The organism is Xanthomonas sp. DAR 80977 (assembly GCF_041240605.1).
Lineage (GTDB): Bacteria > Pseudomonadota > Gammaproteobacteria > Xanthomonadales > Xanthomonadaceae > Xanthomonas_A > Xanthomonas_A bundabergensis.
In genome coordinates this window covers 3,959,096-3,980,846 of record NZ_CP162487.1, presented here as the reverse complement: position 1 = coordinate 3,980,846, position 21,751 = coordinate 3,959,096, and the positions used below count along the sequence as shown (strand labels likewise).

Here is a 21,751-nt window from a genome sequence, read left to right as displayed (position 1 = left end):
AAGGGGCCTTCTTTTTTGGTCAAAAGACTTGCAAAGCAGTGCCCTGGGGCGGATATTCCATATTCCGGAATATGGAATAAGGGTGCGCTGTGGAGCTCAAGCCCCAGGACCTCGTGGTGCTGTACAAACAGGTCGCTCAAGCAGGGCGATCCTGGACGTATGCATCCTTGGGCGAAGCGCTGCAGATGAGTGCCTCGCAAGTGCACCGTAGCGTGAAGCGATGCACGGCGTCCGGCTTGGCGCTTGAGAAAGGGCGCGGCGAATGGGAGGCGGTGCGTACGGCGCTGCATGAATTCGCGGTACACGGCGTGCGCTATGCGTTCCCTGCCGTCTTGGGTCCTGTGCGAAGAGGGATCCCCACGGCGTTCGGCGCGCCGCCGCTGTCCGTGGATATCGCCAGCGCGCCCGGCGAGGCGCCGGTGTGGCCGAGCGCAGAGGGCACGGCAAAGGGGCCGGGCGTGGCGCCGTTGTCCGCCAATGCGCCGCACGCCGCACTGGCTGATCCTGGCTTGTACGAATTGTTGGCGCTTCAGGACGCCCTGCGCATCGGCCGCGCGCGTGAGCGCGCATTGGCTGCCAAGCACCTCAAGCAACGGTTGGGCCTCGGCGATGCGAGCTGACGATCCCAATCTGCCGCATCTACGTGCGATCGCCGATGCGCTAGGCGAATTGCGCGAGCAGGTCGTCTTCCTCGGTGGTGCAGTCGTTGGCCTGTTGCTGTCCGATCCATTGGCCGAGAGCGTTCGCTCTACCTACGACGTCGATGCGGTAGTGGATCTGGACTGGTCCCGGTTCCGTCGTATCGAAGAGCGCGTACAGACGCAAGGCTTCGCCCGCGAGATGGAAAGTGGCGTGGTCTGTCGTTGGGTGCATCGTGAGTCTGGTGTGGTGTTCGATCTGATGCCGGTGGATTCCGAGGTCCTTGGCTTCTCGAATCGTTGGTACGTCTACGCCGTGGAAACCGCTCAGTCAGTTGAATTGGATGAGCGTTTATCCATACGGATGGTGACAGCGGTTGCGTTCGTCGCGACGAAGCTCGAGGCCTTCGCTACGCGGGGTCAGGGCGACTTTCTTTCCAGCCACGATCTGGAGGACGTGCTCAATGTCGTCGACGGTCGGCCAGAACTGGTGGAAGAACTTGCCATGGCGCCGCAAGACCTGAGGCACATGGTCGCCCACGCGTTTGCGGCGCTGCTGGACGATCCCGCGTTTGCGAATGCGCTACCCGGTTTGGTGGCCGAGCCCGGAAGGGCATGGATTGTGCGCGAACGCCTTCAAGCCATGCTCCTTTCGCGGCCAAAGTGAAAATCGCCGCTTAACGAAGATGCCGCACGCAAGACGACACTCCCAACCTCGCGCCGACGTCGACGCGGTGGCCGAGCGGCGCTAAGCCGGCATCGTCGCGTCCGGGAAGGCCATTGCGTGAAGCGACATGCGCGTCTATCTGGAAAAGCGCATGTCAGCTGAGCTGAACCCTACTCGGTCGGCTGCCTGCTGCCTGTAACACACATGTGCTACATTGCCTCGAACCCATCGCCGGGAGCCCCGCATGAGCACCACCACCATCCGCCTGCCGGACGCGCTCAAGGCCCGCATCGCCAAGGCGGCGGAAGCGGCCGGCACCACGCCGCACAATTTCATCCTGCAGGCCATCGCCGAGAAGGCCGAGCTGGCCGAGCGGCGCGCCGACTTCCACGCCCAGGCCGATCGGCGTTGGGTCGAGTTCCTGGAGACGGGTGAGACCATCCCCTGGGACGAGGCGCGCACCTACTTCAGGGTCCAGATTGCAGGAAAGCCTGCGAAGCGGCCGGTGGCGCGCAAGCTGGAAGACTGAAGTGGCGCGCATTCGCCTCGGTCCCGGCGTGATCGAGGATCTGGAGCGGATCGCCGTGTATTTGCGCGACCAAGAGCGCGCGCATGCAGAAGAGCGAGCCGAGGAGATCGTCAGCGCGTTCGACGTGCTGGCAGGCAATCCGTTGATCGGCCGTCCGGTGCATGGCGACAGCCGTGAACTGGTGATGGGCCGCGGTTCGCGCGGTGACGTGGCGTCGTATCGCTATGTGGATGTGACCGATACGGTGGTGGTGCTGGCGATCCGCGCACAGCGAGAGGCGGGCTATGCACGCGATGCATGAAACCGAGGCGCGGACGCCCGCGCCAACCACCAAGGAAGACCACTGATGCTCACAGCACTGTTCGACAAACTGCTCACGCGCAAGACCAGCCCGGATGCGTTCGCCAAGCTGTTCGAGGAGGCGTTGCGCGCGCAGGGCTACCGGGAGGAGCTAACGTACCGGCCGGACGAATTCCGCCTTGCCGACCAGCGCGGGCGGATCATCAACCTGCACAACGCCTACCACTCCTACGGCATTGCCGATCGCCATGGCCGGGCCGAGGTTCTGCGCAGCTATGTCGCGGCCTTCGTGGAGGGGCACAGCGAAGAAAACGAGGCCCAGACCTTCGAGCAGGTGCGGCCGATGCTGATGCCCGTGCTGCGCCATCGCGGCATGTTCGAGGAAATGCGCCTGGACCATGTCCGCGAGCACGGCTGGGAGGCCCCCTTCGTGGCCGTCTGGCGCGAGGTTGCCGAGGATTGCGTCGAGTTGTTGGCGATCGACCGCCCCGATTCGACCTCGACCCTGGCCCACGGGCCGAAAGAAGCGTGGGGGATCACCTTCGAGCAGGGCCTGGCCATCGCGCACGACAACCTGCGCGATGCCACCCCGGACCGCTTCGTGGAGGTCGCGGCAGGCGTCTTCCGCGGTGGCTGGCAGGATGCGTACGACTCCAGCCGCGCCTTGCTGCCCGACGTGCTGCAGCGCGTCCCGGTGAAGGGGCGGCCGGTGTTCATGCTGCCCACGCGCGATTGCCTGCTGGTGGTGGGCGACCGCGACGAAGCGGCGATGGCGGGCATGCTGGAATTGAGCCTGGAAGAGGCCGCGAACGGCCGCTGCATTTCCTCGCTGGCATTCGCCTACGACGACGATCGCCGGATCGTCCCCTTCGCGCTGCCGCAGCCCGAGCACCGGCGCCGTCAGGCCGACCTGCGGCGTCTGCTGGAGGCGTCCACCTATTCCGTGCAGAAGGAGCTCCTGGAAAAGATCCACGAGGCGAACCAGGCCGACATCTTCGTCGCCTCCTACCGCGTGTTCGAGGAGAACGACGGCAGCGGCCATCAGTTCTCGTTGGCCACCTGGACCCAGGATGTCGACACCTCCTTGCCGAGGGCCGACCGCATCGCCTTCGTCGCGCCCAAGGACGATGGCGACGCGGACGTGGTGGTCGCGGACTGGGACAAGGCCGTCGCGGTGGTGGCCGGTCTGATGCAGCAGGAGCCGGAGTTCTATCCGCCGCGCTTTCGGTTGCGTGGCTTTCCCAGCGAGGCGCAACTCCGGCAACTGGCATCGGCATAGCCGGCGCCATCGTTTCGCCGCATGCCGGGTTCTTCGATCGACGCTAAAACCGTGAGCGCGAACAGGCTCGCGGTTGCGCAGGAAGAGGCGAGGGCAATGGCGCTTGCTGCCGCGTCCACGTTGTCGGCCTTGGCGGGCTGGTAGTCCGACCTGATTCTCCGCTGTCTCCGGTCCAGGCGGCTGCGCCAATCGTTGTGCCACCTCTGTATCCTGCGCCGGCCCCTTCGAAGAGCCCCCATGCGCCAGATCCTGACGACCGCTATCGCCCTGGCCCTGGCCAGCGTCTCGCCGTGCACGTTCGCGCAGCCGGAACCCCCTGCGCCCGGCGTCGCCGCGGCGCCGGCCGCCGCGGTCACCACGCAATTGCCGCGCACCGCCAGGCCGCGCCACTACGCGCTGGAGATCACCCCGCACGCCGAGAAGATGACGTTCGACGGCAAGGTCCGCATCGCGCTCGACGTGCTGCAGCCCACCGACCGCATCGTGCTGCAGGCGGCCGACCTGCGCTTCGGCCAAAGCACCCTCACCGGCGGCAAGGCCAAGGCCGCGCTGGTGGCCAAGGTCGCCACCGACGCCGACGCGCAGACCGCCAGCTTCGTCTTCGCCAAGCCGCTGGCGCCCGGCAGCTACGTGCTGTCCATCGCCTACAGCGGCGTCATCAACACCCAGGCCAACGGCCTGTTCGCGTTGGACTACGCCACCGCGCAGGGCCAGCGCCGTGCGCTGTACACGCAGTTCGAGAACTCCGACGCGCGCCGCTTCCTGCCGTCCTGGGACGAACCCGACTTCAAGGCCACCTTCGACCTGGCGGTGATCGCGCCGGCCGCGCAGATGGTGGTCGGCAACATGCCCGTGGCCAGCACCACCGACCTCGGCCATAGCCGCAAGCGCGTCGCGTTCCAGACCACGCCGAAGATGTCCACCTACCTGCTGTTCCTGGGCATGGGCGAGTTCGAGCGCACCGCGCTCACCGGCGACAACGGCACCGAGATCGGCGTGATCGCGCAGCAGGGCAAGGCCGGGCAGGCGCGCTTCGCGCTGGAGTCCGGCCGCGACGTGCTGCGCGAGTACAACGCCTACTTCGGCGTGCCGTACCCGCTGCCCAAGCTGGACAACATCGCCGCGCCGGGCAGCAGCCAGTTCTTCAGCGCCATGGAGAACTGGGGCGCCATCTTCACCTTCGAGCATTCGCTGCTGCTGGATCCTGCGGTGTCGGACGTCACCGACCGCCAGCGCGTGTTCACCACCGCCGCGCACGAGATCGCGCACCAGTGGTTCGGCGACCTGGTGACCATGGCCTGGTGGGACGACCTGTGGCTCAACGAAGGTTTCGCCACCTGGCTGGAAGGCCGCACCACCGCCAAGCTGCACCCGGAATGGGACATCGACAAGACCGGCCCGGCCTACGACAGCCGCGCCGCCATGGGCAGCGATGCCTACGCCACCACCCACCCGGTGGTGCAGGCCGTGGCCACCGTCGAACAGGCCAGCCAGGCCTTCGACGGCATCACCTACCAGAAGGGCGCGGCGGTGATCGGCATGCTCGAGGACTACGTCGGCACCGACGCATGGCGCGACGGCGTGCGCCGCTATATCAAGAAGCGCGCCTACGGCAACGCCGTCACCGGCGACCTGTGGCAGGAAATCGACGCCGCCGCGCCCGGCAAGCAGTTCCTGCAGGTGGCGCACGACTTCACCCTGCAGCCCGGCGTGCCGCTGATCAAGGTCGCGACCCGCTGCAACGCCGGCGCCACCGTCGTGCGCCTGGAGCAGGGCGAATACACCCTCGACCGCCCCGACAAACAGCCGCTGCGCTGGCACGTGCCGGTGGCCGTGCGCAGCGGCGGCAATGAAGTGCGTGTGCTGGTGGACGGCAACGCGCAGCTGCAGCTGCCCGGCTGCGCGGCACCGATACTGGTCAACGCCGGGCAGAAGGGCTACTACCGCACGCTGTATGCGCCCGCGCAGTTCAAGATGCTGACCGACGGCTTCGCCACGCTGCCGGTGGTGGACCGGCTCGGCGTGCTGCTGGACACCAGTGCGATGGCAAAGGTCGGCCTGCAACCGGAAGCGGATCTGCTCGACCTGGCCGGCAAGGTGCCGGTGGGCGCCGTGCCCGACCTGTGGGCCACCGTGTCAGGCATCTACGCCGGCATCGACGACCTGTTCCAGGGCGACCCGCAGGCCCAGGCGGCCTGGCGCCGCTACGCGCTGTCGCGACTGGCGCCGGAATTCGCCACGCTGGGCTGGGACGACCGCGAAGGCGATTCCGCCCAGGTGCAGCAACTGCGCGCGGGCCTGATCGACACCCTCGGCGGCATGGGCGACGCCAACGTGATCGCCGAAGCGCGCCGCCGCTTCGCCACGTTCCAGGCCGACCCCAAGGCCTTGCCGCCGGAGCTGCGCAACAGCGTGCTGGGCATCGTCGCGCGCAACGCCGACGCCGCCACCTGGGATGCCCTGCACCGCATGGCGCAGCAGGAAACCACCGCGATGATCCGCGACCAGGACTACCTGCTGCTGGCCGCCGCCAAAGACGACGCCCTGGCGCAACGCGCCCTGGAGATGGCGCTGACCGACGAACCCGGCGCCACCAACAGCGCCTCCATGATCTCGAGCGTCGCGAGCGAGCACCCGGACCTGGCCTTCGATTTCGCCGTGGCCCATCGCACCCGCGTGGACACCCTGATCGACACCACCTCGCGCGCGCGCTACTACCCGTACCTGGGCGCCGGCTCGGTCGACCTGAAGATGGTCGACAAGATCCAGGCGTATGCGCAGCGCTACCTCGCCGCGACCTCGCGCCGCGATGCGGAGGCGGCCATCGCCGACATCCGCACGCGGGTGAGGCTGCGTGCGCAGCGGGTGCCTCAGATCAAGGCGTGGTTGGCGGGGCGGAAGGGGTGAGGGTGGGTGGCTGGTCGAGTGCGGCTGGCTCCCGACCAGGGAGCCTTCGCCCGGCCCAGCCAAAAGGCTTTGCAAATACCCAGATTGGGTAATAACCTACCCATTATGGGTAACAAAGCCGCCACCGCCGCTGCAAAGACCGAAGCGCCGCGTGCCGCAACCGCGCGGCCATCGGGCCTGGCCGATGCCTTGTTCACCCGCACCCAGCAACGCGTGCTGGCCCTGCTGTACGGCCAGCCGCAGCGCGACTTCGGGGTCGGCGAACTGATCGCGGCCGCCGGCGCCGGCAACGGTGCGGTGCAGCGCGAACTGGCCAAGCTGGCCGACGCCGGCCTGCTCACGGTGCAGCGCACCGGCAACCAGAAGCGCTACCAGGCCAACCCGCACTCGCCCATCCACGACGAGCTGCTCGGCATCGTGCAGAAGACCATCGGCCTGGCCGGCCCGCTCGGCGAGGCCTTGCAGCCCATCGCCGCGGACATCGTGTCCGCCTTCGTCTACGGCTCGGTCGCCAAGCACAGCGACACCGCGCGCAGCGACATCGACCTGATGGTGATCTCCGATACGCTGGGCTATGCCGACCTAATGCGCGTGCTGGATGGCATGCAGGCGCGGCTGGGCCGCCCGGTCAATCCCACGCTGTACACGCGTGCCGATTACCTCAAGCGGCTGCGCGACGAAAACGCGTTCCTGCAGCGCGTGCTGCAGCAACCCAAGATCTGGGTGATCGGAGGCATGGATGACCTCGCCACTTGAAAACCTGTCCGGCCCCGGCAAGCAACTCAGCGCCGAACCGACCGACCAACGCGAACTGGAAGGCCTGACGCGCTCGGGCCTGGCCCGCCTGGGCGACGCCAAGAACGCCACGCTGTCCCTGGAAAGCCGACTCGACCTGGCCTACAACGCCGCGCATGCGCTGTGCCTGGCGGCGCTGCGGGCAAAGGGCTACCGCGCCAACAACCGCTACATCGTGTTCCAGGTGTTGCCGCACACCCTGGGCCTGGGGCCGGAGGTGTGGCGGGTGCTGGACAAGTGCCACCACCAGCGCAACGTCGCCGAGTACGAGGGCGAGCTGGATGTGAGCGAGCGGCTGGTGCTGGATTTGATTGAGGCGTGTGATGCGGTGCGGGTGGCGTTGGGGCATGAAGTTCAGGTGCTGGACGCCTAAACTGCAGTTGGTCTAATCATCGAAGCACGACGCATTTCATGGAGGAGAAGGTATGAGCAGTTTTGGACGTTGCTGAACCACCCGGCTATCGTGGAGGTCGTTGGGGACAGCCCTTCGAGTTGTTGACCAAATACAGGCTGGTGAACGACCATGTGCCATGCTGCCTTTTGCAACCCGCCTGCCCATGGCTGCCCTGCCGGAACCGCCAATGCCAGCGGTACTAACTGATCCGGAACGGCCTGTTACGGCTGAAAATGTAGCCACTGAAGCTACCTGCCTTAGCCGGGTGCTATCCGGTGGAGAGCTGGTGGAAGATATCATCGCCGCTTGGGATCGGACTCAGCAGGCTATCGAGTTAGGAGACAAGGCGGCACTACGATCACTTCACGTGCAAGCTAAACGCCATGATCGGGACATTGATCGGGCGAGTCTTAGGCGCGACCTTGCGAAGTACGCCCGGTTCTTCCCGGAACCCTCCAGCATCGACCCTAAGCGCATAGAACCGGAACTGGTGGAGGTGGGGGCGCACAGAAGCCTTGAAGGTCAGCTCTTCCGGCTCCTTCGCTCATACTGGTCAATGCCGTTCTCTAAGGGTTACGGTCGGCGTCTACGTTTCTTAGTGATGGATAAGCACCACGAGGCCGTTATCGGCCTAATCGGTTTGCAATCGCCTTCTGCGGACCTCAAATGCCGAGATCAGTACTTGGGAGCCAGAAAGGCCGACAAGCTTGCCGTCGTCAACACCACCTTGGATGCCTATACGGTCGGCGCTTCCCCGACCTACGCCCCCTTGATCGGCGGCAAGCTTGTTGCAGGCTTCATTCACTCGGAAAAAGTCAGGCAACTCTATTGGCGCAAGTATGCCTCAGCCCAGACGGAGATCGAGGATCGTCGCCTTCCCCAGCCTCTGCTTGCGGTCACGACCACAAGTGCGTTCGGACGTAGTTCTATCTATAATCGATTGAGGATCGGCAACCATTTGCTCGCCAAGCCTCTTGGGTTTACGAGAGGCTTCGGCACCGTGCATTTGGAAGGTCTTTATCCACATATCGTCGCTTGGCTCAAGGATCATGGTAAACACGTGCCGGCAGGTTTCGGGCATGGGCCAAAAGTGCGTTGGCAAAATGTGATCAATGCGCTCGCTGCACTTGGTATCCCACGAACATACTTGGAGCATGGGCTCGAACGCGAGGTCTTTATCTTCGAGTTCGCGTCTAACCTAGATAGAGTGCATCGTCTCGGCGAGCTGCCGGAAATGCTGACCTTCGATGATCAAGCTTGGGTCGATCACTGGAAGGAGCGATGGTGTCTGAAGAGAGTTGCAAGTCGACCCGATTGGAATCAGTTTAACGCACGGTCGAAATTGGAAGCAGGTTTAGATCAGTTCTCATGAGCCACCTGAGCGGAAACCGAGTTTGAGACTTAGGAAGACAAGCACGCCGCCGCTAATCGCTGCAACATTCCCCCAGGCTCCCCATTCGGCCTTGTCAAGCATCGCTACAGTTGCCGCCATCGCCGCGGCAAGCGATGCAATGGTCGGAAGCATCCATCCCGCGCGGACGGGAATGTCGTATCTCGACAGCGAGACCGGATTGCGCTCGGTGGCGCAAGTGATGTTTGAAGAATCAGCCTTGAAGACAATAACCTTCACCGAAAGGTGGCCTGGTACGGTTCGAAACACTGCATCACAGGTAAGTTGCATCCGCTTGACGTCCCGCTGCGAGTCAACGCGAATGCGTCTGGATGTGACCATTCGCATGGGCTGGCACGACACTTCGATCAAGACTTCACCCAGTGGGTTGACGATAGCGCTCTTGATGGGCGCAGACCGAGTGTGAATATCCCAAGCTAGCTTTGATCCGCTCTCGACCACTAACTCGCCGGATTGCCTATACCTCGCAAAGACCTGAGATTGGCTTTGCATCAAGTACAGAAACGGCACTTTGCCTTGAGTGTCCAGCTCGAAGAAGACATCCGCAGCGCGTTCCCAAGCCTCCACGGACTCCTCAATAATTACGTTCGAGGGACATTCCCTCAAAGCCTGAAGGTAGTGCCCCGACCGATTCATGTCACCTGCGAGCGAGGTCGGTAGAGACTTTGCTATAGACGCCACCCCAGGCCAAACATAGTTGCCGTCCGCGGCGAACCCGCCAAGGGCGACCTCAAGAGTCAGTATCTCTCCCTCTATGGACAGTCGGTAGATACTGCCGACACGCAATGGTTCGAAGCGAATCGTACCGCTGACATCAGCGCCGATGACGACCAGCACGTGCCATTGATCGAGATTACCCGCCTTGGCAGCCTCCCATAGATCGGGCGCGATGTAGCGTTTGCGGTAGCGCAGTAGCAAGCGTGAGCCGCAGGGCAGCCCTACTATTTGCATTGCGTCGTCGATGAAGCGGCGGTGGCCGAGGGTGGTGATACAAAGGAGCGTGCGACCCTTCGGGCCCACCAAATTCGCCCAAGGTTGCCGGGTGAGATTGGTCATGGGCAGGAGATCTCTAGTGTGCCTATGTTCGCGATGGCCTTCACGGCGGTACCGAGGTTTGGAAAATGGAGGACGAAGGTCCGGCCGATCCCCGACGAGTACTTGCTCGCGTTAAAAGATGCCGGTCTGACGGTCAGTACCGCCACCTCGCTACGTGCGGCTGCCGCTAATGCCACGCCAATTGCCTGCAGCTTGCTCCCCATGTGAACGATTGATATGTTGCGTCCCGGGAGTTCGTCAATGCGATCGACTAGCCGCCGAGTGGTGTCCGCATAGTCGAGTACGTCGCAGGTCTCCATATCATCGGCACGGATGACTTCGCTTTCAGTGCCTTCGTCCTCCCGTCCCTGTAGCCGGAGCATTAGGTCCCTGACGGCGTTACGGGTGTGGTTCTGCCTCCACTTGTGCTCATCTGCGCCAGTAGCGGGGAGTAGCCAGTACAAGTTGTCCGCAGATCCGGTGATCGGGCCGACGTTCAGGTGGGCCAGGCAAGCTTCCAAGCGATCTGTGTACAGTGAGGGCAGCGCGATGACCGACACTGGAAGGTGATCGTGATGATGGCCGCTGAACGGTGCGCTCAGCGGCTCGGTGCTGATGCCTGTCTCTCTCTGATCATCTAGTACCAGCGTTTCCCGACCATCTGAACGGGGCTGGTCGTAGGTCTGCGCGGTCGTGTAGAACACGGTGAGTGCGATCGATTGGGGAAAGCGCGCCAATGCGGCCATGATTGCCAAGATTAGCGTCGAGGACGCGCCGCTGACGTCGAATCCCACATGCAACTCGGTTGACGGCTGGCGTTGCAGCGCATCCGTGATTACCGACACCACCTCCGCCGGATCGTCGGCATCGAACCCGCTCATTGCGGCACCGAACGACGCCAGTGTTGGTGCCAGTTCCTCATAGCGTTGCTGATTATCAGAGAGGTTGGTCCGGTAGTTGCCAATCAGGATCTCTCCGGTGACCGCTATGCCGTCATCCCGGAGGCGGTTGGGCGCCTCGAGTACCCGTTCCTCGAAGCCGGCAGCAACTATGAAGACGTCTAAGGAAAGCGCCGCAGGCGTATATGGCTGCAGGGTCGGAAGTTCGCACAGACAGTCCGATGCTGTCACGGTCCGGACGAGAAATCTTTTGCGTTCAATCACGTGTGTCGCCCCTTTCGTCGAAAAGGCCGCCAAGCATGACTTCGGGCGTGCTGTACCTCGCTATGACGCCTTCAGTCCAGCGTCTGGTCCGGGTCAGGAACTCGACGAACTCGTCAGTTTTGTCGATTTTTAAGTGGTTCTCATGCTGTAGAGATGTGCCAAAGCTAGGAAGTAAGGAGCTGCGGATCTGCAGGCGGACGGTGCGACGACCGGGCCCCTCCTTTCCTCGGCTCTGCAGATTCTCGTGGAACACTGCACGTCGGATGAGTTCTTTGTATAGGCTGTAAAGCCCACCGGAGGGGTCGAACTTCGTCAGTTCGGATTCGGTGTCAGCACCTTCGGGCAATGTCCATTCGATCCTGTACTTGCGGTTTATGTCGCCGCTGTTGCCATTGCGTACCCTGGCTCTATAGTCAATAAGTAAGCGAGCTGCCAAATCACCAAAAGCTGAGAGAATGACACTCATATCCTGACCGAACGGGGAGTAGCTCTGCACACGGCCGCGCAGCCCCTTTGAAACTCGGACTATGGCGTTGTGCTGGACATCATTGGAAATACGGTTGTTTGACATTGCATTGACGCCGGCGTCGGCGAACATGTTGTTCACGATGTGAAGGACAGTGGCCACATCGCCGCTCCAAGCATTTGAGAGGACATTCAGTCCGTTGTAGTACGTGTGCTTGCCCTTGCGTCTGCTCCTGATGGCTTCGGCGAGTTTCGGGTCGCTGATGTACTGGCTTTCGCCGATCAGTGTATCGGCGGTGCCAGCAAACTTGGCAACTCTAAGACGGCGATCCAATAGGTCAGTGACGAACAGTCGCCGGTCTGCGGCAGACATGTCTAGGCAATTGGTGCCGGCGTCGATCGGTACATACTCGCGCACGGGATCCACACGGGTTTCGAAAAAGGTGGCCGAATCGAAGCCATACGGTTCGCTGGAAACCTTGAAAATCATCCAAGGTACACGCTGGAAGATGATGCCATTGAGGATTTCCTGCACGGGCTTCGAGATGCGGTGCTCGGTGTAGTCGTCAAGTAGGAATGTGATGCTGTAGGTCTTGAACGCAGGCATCTCCTCGACGATCTTCGCGCATAAGTCCCTGAGGAAGGTCGCTCCGGTCCCGAGGCCAGGTCCTGGGCCAGTGCGCATCTCCCGCGCGAGACCAAGCCGAAGCCTGTCCAGAGTGTCCGCGCAGGACTGAAATATTTCCATCCCGCTGACATGCACCCTACGCAGATTTTTTTCTAGGGCTCCTTCAAGAAAATCCGCGACACGCCGCTTGCCTTGTTCTGTCAAGCCCAGCGCCTTGGTAAATTCTGTCGCGCACGCGGCACTGGCGAGCGCCCGCATCAGTTCTCTGGCAACGACTAAGTTAAAGTAGTCAGAGATTTGATCAACATAGTCCGCAATCCCTTTGCCCTTGCGGCTGAGCCAGACTAGGTCGTGACCCAGATCACTGGAGCATCCAACGTACACCCCGAAGATTCCGCTTTCCTTCAGGACACTAGCATTGGATTCCTTTGACGTAATGTGGGTCTTGGTCGCCATGTAACGGAACACCATCGACTTGCCGCAGCCCCGCGGCCCGATCAAGACGCAAGGGTTCGGTCCCTGTACGAGCGATAGCCAAGGTAAGTGTTTGACGAATAATTTAAGTAAGATGTCATCGTCGGCGAGATGCTCCGCACTGATGGCTTCCAAGGGGTGGAACACGGTTTCCGCGCGAGGCTCGATGGTGATTAGCTGCTCGGCTCGTTCAATGCTGCGTATGTAATCGCCACGGTCCGGGAACTTGCGGGATGGATCGTCCGCCAAATCATGGATGAAATCTCGCAGGCTTTTCAGGAACAAGGGGTGCTGCGAGGCCAGCGATCGATTCGCATGTAAGGTATTGTGCAACTCCGCCAGGCACCTGGCCGATAGCGACCAGTCATCGTCCGGTTTGGTGGTCGCTTTGTCGAACGGCTTCATGCTACCCAGATCAATGATCCGCAGCCTACGTACCGCCTTGGCCGGATTGATAGCGGCCAGTCTCGCGTTGGGCTGCTCGAGCATCAGGTTGCCCAAGTTCAGGTCGTCGTGTTTGTACCCCATTTCTTCCATCACCAAGATAGCGGTGAGTAGATCCTTGGCGACATGAGCAACGAGCGCTGGCGTGATCTCCTCGGCAGACTGATCGATCAGGTCCCGTAGTGTGATGCCTTCCAGCCATTCGCTGATGAAGCAGATCCACCGGCTGGTTTCTGAGTGCCGAGGTTCGGTCTCGAATCGCTTGACAGTACCTAATACTTTCGGGCGCAGAACCAGTTCGTCGAGATCCTTTAGCGCATTGGAAAATTCAAGCTCAGTAAGAGGTGTTGAGTTGGTATAGTCCTCTGGTATACAGAGTTTGGCGGCGTAATTATCGCCGGATTCTTGGTCGCGCACGCACAATACGAAGCCTTTCTTGCCGCGCCGTCCTTCGCGTAGCGCTTCAACTACGCCATGCTCGTCACGCTCCAAGATGGTGTAACGGCGAATCTGATCGTCACGCAAGTGAACTTCCAGCGTTTCGGGAAACACAGCGCCTTTCTTCAACCATGCGACAGTCGCCGGATCCAGTTCAGGTCCGAACTTATACATCCTTCACGCTCCTTCTGCGCAACTACAAATAGAACCAACTTCGCCGGAGGCCAGAGCGCTACCTGTAAGAGGCAGGTACCCCCCCTCCTCCAAGACGACTGTCATACCAAGGTGTCTAGGTTGATGCTCGGGTGTAAATCGCGTGCCTAGGTTAGTGGGTCGGGAGTCGCTTAGGCGATTCGACTTTAGATGTTGGATCATCGATATAGACATAGCATCCCCTCATACCTCGGCTCATCAAGGTCTTGTAGGTATTGCGGATGATTCGGTCTACACGGTCGTGAACCTCGGGATTGCCCTTGGATTGCGATTTGTATCCGCGGATTGATCGATCTTGCTTAGAGCGCTGACTTGGGTCAGTGAGTACCTGGCCCTCGCGCCACGCCAAGTCCGGCCCTATGATCACGCCTACATAGTCCAGTTCCAGCCCCTGGCAGGTGTGGATGCATCCGACTTGCTCGACCGAGCTTTCGGCGACGGCCCACAAGCTGCCATCGCTTCCCAGGTTCCATTGCGCACGATAGTCGTGCTCCGGGATCTCGATGTCCCAGGCATCCGGGTTGTTCTTGCTCTTCCAGTCCCAGCAATAGCCGGCTACCACGCGGGACTTGTTGTTGAGCTTGTTCTTCTCGCGGATCAGGTTGTGCAGTTCCACCGGCGAGTCGACGATGCGGAAGTCGAAGGCGTTGCGGTCGAAATCGGTGTTGGCGGTCTCGCGGAGGCCAAGGAAGTTGTCCAGCCACGCGATGTAGCCGTCCGAGCCGGCGCAGCGGAACTGCGAGGCCAGTTCCAGCTCGGTCACTTCTGCGCCGAGGTACGAGGTCCAGCGGCGCAGTTCTCCGGTGTGGCCGATGTCGGAGAGGGTGACGATCTGGTCGTCGTCCACGAAGAAGATGGTGCAGTGGGCGCTGCGGATCAGCTCCATAACCTGGTTCTGTCCGAGGTTGCCGTACAGGCCGCTCTTCTCGTTGAGACGGTGCGCTTCGTCCACCACGAGCGTGCCGAACACGTTCGGTTCGGTCTGGTGGAAGTTGCCCGAGCCGGAGAACAGGTTGCCGATCTCAATCTTGCGGATGTGACCGGCCAGCTTCTGCGCGTACACGGCACGTGGCGCCGCGTTCTTGGAGACGTACTTGGTGGTGGTGCCGCGCTTGGTTAGTTCGACCAGCAGGTTCACCGCCACCACAGACTTCCCGGTGCCTGGGCCACCCTTGACGATCACCACCTGCTTCCGTTCGGCGCTGGCCTGCGCGGCGCGCGCCAGACAGGTTTCGTAGACCAGTTTCTGTTCGTCGATCAGCACGAATTCCTGGTTGCCCTTGAGCATGCCGACCACGCTGTCGGCAAGCATCTTGGAAGGGCGGATGCGGCCGTTCTCGATCTTGTAGAGCAACTCCCCGTTGTCGCCATGGCGCACGTGCTGGCGGATGAAGTCGCGCAGCTTGCGCTTTTCCTCCACGCCGCGCAGGAACAGCGGCGCCTTGTCGGTGTATGCGTTGTAGCGAGGATCGTCGATGGTGCCGTCGCGGAAGTGGTTGTGCAGATAGGCGCAAGGCCGTAGCTGGACGCCGCCCTCGTGTACTGCCTCGTTGAAGCCCTGCAGCAGGGCCGCATACGACCAAGCTTGGTAGGACGGGTGCGGGCCTTCGGTCTCGGTCGGTCCGCCGCGTTGCGCCCTGACGATGCCGTCCTTGTCGGTGACGGCGGACGTGGACCATTGCTTGAGCTCGACAATGATCGCCCGTGGTTCTTCTGCTTCGCCGAGCCCGCTCAGGATGAAATCGATGCGCTTGGCGGTCTGCGGGATGCCGAACTCAATGCCGACGCCCATGTCCGCGGGCAGGCTGTCGTCGCTGAGGACGTCGGCCATCTGGGTAAGCGAGTGGCGCCAGGCACGGAACTCGCTCTCCGGTGCGTATCGGCCCGTCTTCTGAATGAAGGCGGTGGAGATGATGTCCTCGATTGCCTGCTGCTCCGAGTCTTTCAGGAACGCGGCACGGGTCGACTGATAAACGATCACGCTCGGCGTTCCCCCTGAATGCCTTCCGTTGCTCGCTCGAACTTTGAACCGATGCGCATTGGCTGACAAGTCTTTGCATTGGTGCGCGCCATCGGTTCGTAGTACCCAGGGTGCTTTGGAGCAATTCGTATACAAATCTGGCGCATCCTAGTCATCGCTTGCAGCATGCAAGATCCAGCGAATGAGGCGACTTGACGCGTCGCGCCAGCGATATCAAGATTGCCACACGGAGCCTAGGAACTCCTCGTACAGCGGGCTACCACCTCCGACAACGGGTGGATCTTCATGCCGTTTGGCGAGAGATGCTATGAGCGAGGCCGCCCGTCATTCTGATTCGGATCCTGGCTATTACCTGCCAGAAGAAGCGCAGTACCGCCTGCAGCAGCTGCGCGATCATATGCGTTTCCTAGCGCGACTAGCGCAGCCACGCACTGTGGACGAAGAGCGCGAGGCCGCACCGAAGGTGCGTGCGGGTGAACTGGCGATATGCATGGAACTGCTCGCGGAGCAGCTGGACATGGTGCTGCGCGAGGTGTCGTGGCCGGCGCAGCGTCAGTCTCCGTATCAGGCGCGGGGTTATGGCGCCGATAGCGGGGCACCATGACCGGTTCTCGTCTGCGATAGGCAAGTCGCCATTCGCTTCCTGCGTGCAGTCTTTGGGTGATGGAGTCGCCGCTGTTATGCAGCCCATCGCTCGCGGCTGCTGACGCCGCCGCGGCCGGGTCGATGCCGTGCCCGCACTGACGCACGGTGGGAGGGCTTGCGGCGACTACATCGAACGTACCGGCGCCGATTGCGCCTGCACGGTCTCCTGCTGTTGGCTGCGTTGCAGTTCCTCTGTCCTGGCTTGCTGCTGCACCACATCCAATTGCGCGAAGCGCTGTTCCGCCGGCATGGCGAGCGCTTCCTGCATGGGCATGTGCGCTCGGTGCGCGGCGGGATCGGGCGACGAGTGGCCGTCGCGCCACAGGTGCACCACCTCGCCGCTGCCCAAGGTGGCGGTGGGCGTGTTGGTCGCAATCTTCAGGTCGTCCTTTGCCGTGAAGCCCTTTTCGCCCGCCAACAGCAACAGGCTCGCGCTCAGCCGCTCGCTGTTCTCGTCCCACGGTTTGCCGGCCTGTTGATCCAGCCCGCGCACGCCATCGCGGATCTTCTCGAACAAGGGGGTGTCGGGATGTCCAGGGTCGCCCGGCTGGGCACGTCCTGGCTGCGGAGGATCAAGCTCCGGCGTTGGACTGATGTGCTGGTGCGAGTCCCGCGTGTGTTGCAGCAGGCCGCGCGTTGGCGGGGTGGTGCTGGTATCCCAGTACTCCTGCGGGGTGGTCGCGGTGGCCTGAGGCAAGGTGATGCCGTTGCGCTCCAGCAAGGTCTCGTTAAAGTGTAGGCGTTGCATGTTCAGGTGCATTTGCGGCGCGACGCCGCCGACCGCGTGCGCGTTGTCTCTGTCGATCGCAATCGCGCGGCTCACGGCGCCGGCGCCGTAGTAATTGGGGTAGTCGGAGTCGCCGTGGAAGCCGATGCTGGTCGTCTGATCCAATGGCAGGCCAGGGGTGCCTCTTGCGGCTTTGTCGAAGTAATAGCGTCCCTGGGTGGCAATGTTCTCCGGTGTCATCGGGAGTGAGCCATCGGCGTTGAAGCTCAAGCCCGGTCGTGCTTGGGCTTGGCCGGGATTGGATGGGTCGGGTTTGACGAAGTCCTTCATGCGATTGCTCGGGACGTTCATCATTGTGGTCAAATTCGCTGCAGGATCGTGCTGTCGTACCCTGTCTAACAACGCGTTCCACCCTGAAATCTGTGCTTTGGCTTCATCCTGGCGATTGCTCTCAACCAAATTTTCGATCGGTACGGTGTAGTCGTTGATCGGGTTGTTGTCTCTCGCAATCGCTTTGGCGGCTTCGTCGAACTGCCGGTAAGCGGATGCCATCGACACTTGGTTGAAGGCGTGCTGGGTTTCGTGCCCCAATACAAATGTCAGGTCGACGGCGTTGTTCCGGTTGAATTGGCTTGGCGATGGTGCCAGCGTGCTGGGTGGAATGCTCATCGTCTTGTTCGCCGGATTGAACGTGCCGCCCGCGACCGTGCCGCTGAGCGGTGCGAAATTCTCGAGCAGCATATGCTGCTGTCTATCTCGGCTGTTGCTGCTGTCGATCGTCGTGACAGCGCGTTTCATTTCGTCTGCCAAAGCCGGCGAACTGTTGATGGTCGCTTGCAGGTTGGTGACCATGTCCGGCGTCACGGCCTGGCTTTGTTGATGGCCATCGATGTAGGTGCTGTGAGCGAAGCGCATGCTCATTTCCTGAAGCCGCAACGCCGCGCGCAAATCGGTGGCTGCGGCTGGTCCGGCCTGGAGTGTCGGCAGGGTCACGATGCCGGACGACTTGTCGTAAGAGCCAATCAACGAGTCTGCGCCACTCGGACTCAATGCGAATCCATTGAGGTGGCCGCTGGCAGCTTGTTGATTTAGGCGTTCTACAAGGTCTTGATCGGACGAGAGCGCTGCGCGCAATTGCGCCTCTTGATCAGGCGTCACGCCCGGCTGGCTTGAAAAGCTTGCCAATGCGGTCTGCAATTGTGCATTTGCGGTTGCCATCCTTGTCACTCCCCAAATTCGCGAACGCTGATCGTCTCGATGCAAAGTTGTCCGGTTTTGGAAGCCTGGTCTTGCGGGATGATTTGAACAAACATGTCGTCGCGTGTGTACTGCACGGACAATAGTCTGCCGATTTCGTTGTGGGATTCCGGTTGAGGTGTAAATCCGGCCGACTTCAATTCTCTGACATATTCTTCGACTGGTAGGTCGCAGGGAGGTTGTGGAGGATTTTCTGAATTTCTCGATTCAATTAGTTTGAGCGAGACGTTGGAATACTCAGAGAATTTTTCATCGAAATTGTAGATCACGCTATATTGCCAGTCGCCTCCCGGCAAGTTGAGCGTATAGAATCCATTTTCCTCGGTCCCGTTCGGATCGAACGGCTTTCCTATTGAGCGTTGCACGGCATTTGCCGATAGGTCCTTAAAGCTCTTTGCTTCCTTTATCATTGCTAGAAAGCGACGCCCCAATTCGTTCGGGCTCATTTCGGTGTGCTGGTTCATGTTTCTTCCTTGGCTTTCATCGGCTGCCATACCAGTGGTTGCACAGGAGGTTGAAGAGGTGGTGAGCGCTAACGCTAGTAGGATATTTGAAATTCTTGTCACGTCGCGTGCTCCTTCTTGGCGCCACCGCGAAAGTGGACGCATTCCATGCCGAATTCGATCTTCATGCTTCAGCCTCTTGGTGAACGCCAAGCTTGATGGGCAACGCGTCCAGGGGGCGCGCGGCCGAAGTAAAGGTGACAACATGGTACTGCGCTGCCAGGTTGTTGTCGTAGACCAAGGCCACGAACCGGTCGAATGGCCGGCTGTCCAGTCGGTCCTTCGGCCTTGCTACGGATCTGCTGCGGGATGGGGCTGTCGGCGTTGACTGTCAGTGGAGGCCTCCGCCAATGGAGGTACATTGGCAGCCGACATCCTCGTCATCCCTAGGCATCGTGGATGCTGATCTCTTCGATGCAACTTTTATCTGCGCTTTCGGCGGATTTCAATGCCTTGTTCTGCGGGACGACCTGGACATAGATGCCGTTGCGCGAATAATAGAAGGCGAGTGCCCAGGCGAATTCGTTGTATGACGTCGGTTCGGGTTTGAATCCTGACTCCTTTAGCGATGCATCGTACTCTTTCAGTATAAGGTCGCAGGGAGGTGGGGTTGCTTCACTTGCGGTTTCTGATTCGAGCATTTCCAGTTTTACATTGGAATACCTGCGGAACTTTTTGTCGAAGTTGTAAGTTAGGCTATATTCCCAATGGGCGTTAGGGGGTTTCAAGACGTAAAAGCCGGAGCTGTTTTCCCCATTCGTGGTGAGCGGAACTCCCAGGAGGCGCTGCACTGAATTCGCTGATAGGTCGTCGAAGCTGTCGACGTTATTGATCATCGCTAGAAAGCGATGCCCCAGATCAGCCGGAGTCACCGCAGTGTTAGCGGTCATGTTGCTTCCTTGAACTTCGTGGGCTGCCTGGCTAGTGTTTGCGTAAAAGGCTGGCGAGAGAACGAGCACCAAGGCCAGTAGAAGACTGGAGCTGCTTTTCACGCTGTTTACTCCTTTTTTGCGAGTCGTGGAACTGATCCATGTTCACACCTGTTGTCAGGCGCGCCTTAGCTGTTGCTGCGGATCTGTTGCGGCATGGCGTGGTTTGGTGAGCTCTGGCAGAAGGCTTTGTGTTGACCCGGTTGAGGTCGGATTTCTACGTGACGCCGCCTGGCGGACTCAGTGACGAGCACAAGCCGCGCTTTCTGATTCCCGCGAGCCAGATGCTGAGTTGGAGCAGGGTCGAGGCAACCAAGAAGGAAGCAGTTACACCGGCCACGCAACCGTCCAAGTGATCGATTGCCTGTTTGCGAACAGGCGTTCTGTCGGGGCTAGCAGGCGATATGCGGCCACCTGTTGCTGAGGTGGCCGGCCACTGCAAGCAGCAGTGCTACAACGCCTGCACCATCGGCCGCTGCTGCGCTTCCTGCGCCTGGACCTGGTTCTGCACTTGCTGCTGCCCGCGCTCCTGCACCTGCGGGTTGGGTTGCTGCGCTTGCGCCTTGTCGAACGACTGCTCGACCGGGGTCTGCGCCGCTTCCGCGGTGGGCATGTGCGCGCGCAGCTTGGCCGGATCGTCGGAGGCGCCTTGCACGATGAAGATGTTCTCGCCGGCCGGGGCGGTCCTGGTCTTCTCGCTGAGGGCGATCTGGTCGACGCTGCTGAAGTTGTGTTGCTTGGCCAGCGCGTACAGGCTGGCGCTGACGCGGTCGTTGTCGGCCGGGTCCAACTGGCCGGGACCATTGAGGCCTTCGACCTTGCCGCGGATCTGCTGCAGCATGGCGGGGTCCTGGGATCCCTGGCGCGCAGGGGCGTCGGCCGGTGCGGGCGCACGCTGCCGGTCCTGGTCCGGTTGCTCGCGGTAGCGCAGTGCTTCGGTGCGTTCCTGCGACAGCATGCGGTTGTCGATACCCGGCTCGAGCCGGCCGGGGAAGTCGTTGACCGGCACGTCCATCAATTCGCCGAAGGTGCGGTAGGCGGAGTTGCTGTTGACGGTCTCGCCGAAGACCTTGAAGCCGTAGTTTGGGTAGTTCATGTCCTGCGCGTTGAGTTCGGGGACGGCGCTGACCGCGGTGTTCCAGCGCGCCAGGATCTGGTCCTTGTCGCCGGTGAGGACGGTGCGCGAAGGTTGGCCCTCCTGGATGTAGCTGGTGCTGTCAACCTTGGCGCCGATGGAGCTGGCGTAGCCGGCATCGTGCGGGTAGTGCCAGGCGCGTAACGAGTGTTTGCTTTCGTCGGTGCCGATCGGGATGGCTTCGCCGGTCTGCCGGTCCGTGGCCAGGCCGTGCAGTTCGGCCAGGGCCTTGCCGTGCTCGTCGCGCAGTACCCAGTAGTCGTGGCCGGCCACGCCGGCGACGCCGAGCGAGCGTGCTTCAATCGAATAATCGGGCATGTCTGTCTCCTTCCTTGGTGATCGGGGTTAGTGCGGTTGGGTGGCGACGCAACTGTCCAGCGAGGCCTTGAGGTCTTTCATCGCCTGTTCCACGCCGAGATCCACGAAGTAGGCGCCGGCGCCCTTGAGGGTGATCCTGGCCTGGCCGGCGCCCTGCGCGCGCTCGATGCGCATGCGGAAGCCGCTGCGGTTCTCTTCTTCGAAGTTGCCCGATTCCAGCACGCCCTTGGCGTCGTCCTTGCGCGTGACCTTGGGCCAGGAACTGCTGGTCTCGGACAACTTGGTGATGCTGGTCTCGGCGCAGTCGAACAGGCGCTGGGTCGGCAGGTCCGCTGGCACCGCCAGGACATCGGAGGCCATCGGGGTCTTTTTTGCGGCGGCGGACATGCTGCATGCTCCTGCGACGAACAAAAGGCCGGCGATCTGGGCGGCGACGAGCCACGGCTTCATGTGCTTCTCCTTGTGTGGCCCGGCGT

Annotated in this window: 19 protein-coding genes; 10 read left to right on the top strand and 9 right to left on the bottom strand. The window is 61.5% G+C overall.

Translation table 11 applies throughout. The features are described from left to right. The first annotated feature begins 89 nt into the window (after positions 1 to 89). The 9 genes from AB3X10_RS16725 to AB3X10_RS16685 all read left to right on the top strand — a co-directional run bounded on the left by AB3X10_RS16725 (position 90) and on the right by AB3X10_RS16685 (position 8,881). The gene (locus AB3X10_RS16725; RefSeq protein ID WP_369976483.1) at positions 90 to 620 is read left to right on the top strand and encodes a MarR family transcriptional regulator; all 531 of its coding nucleotides are present in this window, start codon (positions 90 to 92) and stop codon (positions 618 to 620) included. After that, on the top strand, positions 610 to 1,305 hold the full coding sequence (locus AB3X10_RS16720) for a hypothetical protein (RefSeq protein ID WP_369976482.1): 696 nt from the start codon (positions 610 to 612) through the stop codon (positions 1,303 to 1,305). Before AB3X10_RS16725 ends, AB3X10_RS16720 begins: the two co-directional genes overlap by 11 nt. 244 nt (positions 1,306 to 1,549) lie before the next feature. After that, positions 1,550 to 1,834 (top strand): CopG family ribbon-helix-helix protein, encoded by a 285-nt coding sequence (locus tag AB3X10_RS16715; RefSeq protein WP_369976480.1) that lies wholly within the window; start codon positions 1,550 to 1,552, stop codon positions 1,832 to 1,834. A 1-nt stretch (position 1,835) separates the two neighbouring features. After that, positions 1,836 to 2,135, top strand: coding sequence for a type II toxin-antitoxin system RelE/ParE family toxin (locus tag AB3X10_RS16710; protein ID WP_369976478.1), 300 nt, complete (start codon positions 1,836 to 1,838; stop codon positions 2,133 to 2,135). Positions 2,136 to 2,180: 45 nt separating this feature from the next. Further along, positions 2,181 to 3,413, top strand: a complete 1,233-nt coding sequence (locus AB3X10_RS16705) for a hypothetical protein (protein ID WP_369976476.1) — start codon at positions 2,181 to 2,183, stop codon at positions 3,411 to 3,413. A 237-nt stretch (positions 3,414 to 3,650) separates the two neighbouring features. Then, entirely contained in the window at positions 3,651 to 6,320 is a 2,670-nt protein-coding gene (locus tag AB3X10_RS16700) for a M1 family metallopeptidase (protein WP_369976474.1), read from the top strand. 105 nt (positions 6,321 to 6,425) lie between these two features. Next, positions 6,426 to 7,076 (top strand): transcriptional regulator, encoded by a 651-nt coding sequence (locus tag AB3X10_RS16695; RefSeq protein WP_369976473.1) that lies wholly within the window; start codon positions 6,426 to 6,428, stop codon positions 7,074 to 7,076. Next, the gene (locus AB3X10_RS16690; RefSeq protein WP_369976471.1) at positions 7,060 to 7,488 is read left to right on the top strand and encodes a hypothetical protein; all 429 of its coding nucleotides are present in this window, start codon (positions 7,060 to 7,062) and stop codon (positions 7,486 to 7,488) included. Before AB3X10_RS16695 ends, AB3X10_RS16690 begins: the two co-directional genes overlap by 17 nt. Before the next feature lie 157 nt (positions 7,489 to 7,645). Continuing rightward, positions 7,646 to 8,881 (top strand): Druantia anti-phage system protein DruA, encoded by a 1,236-nt coding sequence (locus AB3X10_RS16685; protein ID WP_369976470.1) that lies wholly within the window; start codon positions 7,646 to 7,648, stop codon positions 8,879 to 8,881. Here the strand turns inward: AB3X10_RS16685 and AB3X10_RS16680 are convergent. From AB3X10_RS16680 to AB3X10_RS16665, 4 genes are all read right to left on the bottom strand, one after another. Next, positions 8,876 to 9,976, bottom strand: coding sequence for a hypothetical protein (locus AB3X10_RS16680; protein ID WP_369976468.1), 1,101 nt, complete (start codon positions 9,974 to 9,976; stop codon positions 8,876 to 8,878). The genes AB3X10_RS16685 and AB3X10_RS16680 overlap by 6 nt on opposite strands. Beyond that, positions 9,973 to 11,118 (bottom strand): hypothetical protein, encoded by a 1,146-nt coding sequence (locus AB3X10_RS16675; protein ID WP_369976467.1) that lies wholly within the window; start codon positions 11,116 to 11,118, stop codon positions 9,973 to 9,975. The genes AB3X10_RS16680 and AB3X10_RS16675 overlap by 4 nt, the downstream gene beginning before the upstream one ends. Further along, positions 11,111 to 13,741 carry a hypothetical protein gene (locus AB3X10_RS16670; protein ID WP_369976465.1) on the bottom strand — a complete coding sequence of 877 codons (2,631 nt, stop codon included), beginning with the start codon at positions 13,739 to 13,741 and terminating at the stop codon, positions 11,111 to 11,113. Before AB3X10_RS16670 ends, AB3X10_RS16675 begins: the two co-directional genes overlap by 8 nt. A 151-nt stretch (positions 13,742 to 13,892) precedes the next feature. Then, entirely contained in the window at positions 13,893 to 15,761 is a 1,869-nt protein-coding gene (locus tag AB3X10_RS16665) for a DNA/RNA helicase domain-containing protein (protein ID WP_369976464.1), read from the bottom strand. A gap of 307 nt (positions 15,762 to 16,068) precedes the next feature. Here AB3X10_RS16665 and AB3X10_RS16660 point away from each other — a divergent pair, with 307 nt between their 5' ends. Further along, entirely contained in the window at positions 16,069 to 16,365 is a 297-nt protein-coding gene (locus tag AB3X10_RS16660) for an XAC0095 family protein (RefSeq protein ID WP_369976463.1), read from the top strand. A 165-nt stretch (positions 16,366 to 16,530) separates the two neighbouring features. Here AB3X10_RS16660 and AB3X10_RS16655 read toward each other — a convergent pair whose 3' ends face one another. From AB3X10_RS16655 to AB3X10_RS16635, 5 genes are all read right to left on the bottom strand, one after another. Beyond that, entirely contained in the window at positions 16,531 to 18,351 is a 1,821-nt protein-coding gene (locus AB3X10_RS16655; RefSeq protein ID WP_369976462.1) for an XVIPCD domain-containing protein, read from the bottom strand. A gap of 5 nt (positions 18,352 to 18,356) precedes the next feature. Further along, the gene (locus AB3X10_RS16650) at positions 18,357 to 18,854 is read right to left on the bottom strand and encodes a hypothetical protein (RefSeq protein ID WP_369976461.1); all 498 of its coding nucleotides are present in this window, start codon (positions 18,852 to 18,854) and stop codon (positions 18,357 to 18,359) included. A gap of 425 nt (positions 18,855 to 19,279) precedes the next feature. Further along, positions 19,280 to 19,885, bottom strand: coding sequence for a hypothetical protein (locus AB3X10_RS16645; RefSeq protein WP_369976460.1), 606 nt, complete (start codon positions 19,883 to 19,885; stop codon positions 19,280 to 19,282). Positions 19,886 to 20,273: 388 nt separating this feature from the next. Beyond that, positions 20,274 to 21,275 (bottom strand): XVIPCD domain-containing protein, encoded by a 1,002-nt coding sequence (locus AB3X10_RS16640; protein WP_369976458.1) that lies wholly within the window; start codon positions 21,273 to 21,275, stop codon positions 20,274 to 20,276. A 27-nt stretch (positions 21,276 to 21,302) separates the two neighbouring features. Beyond that, positions 21,303 to 21,725 (bottom strand): hypothetical protein, encoded by a 423-nt coding sequence (locus AB3X10_RS16635; RefSeq protein WP_369976456.1) that lies wholly within the window; start codon positions 21,723 to 21,725, stop codon positions 21,303 to 21,305. Between the last annotated feature and the right edge of the window lie 26 nt (positions 21,726 to 21,751).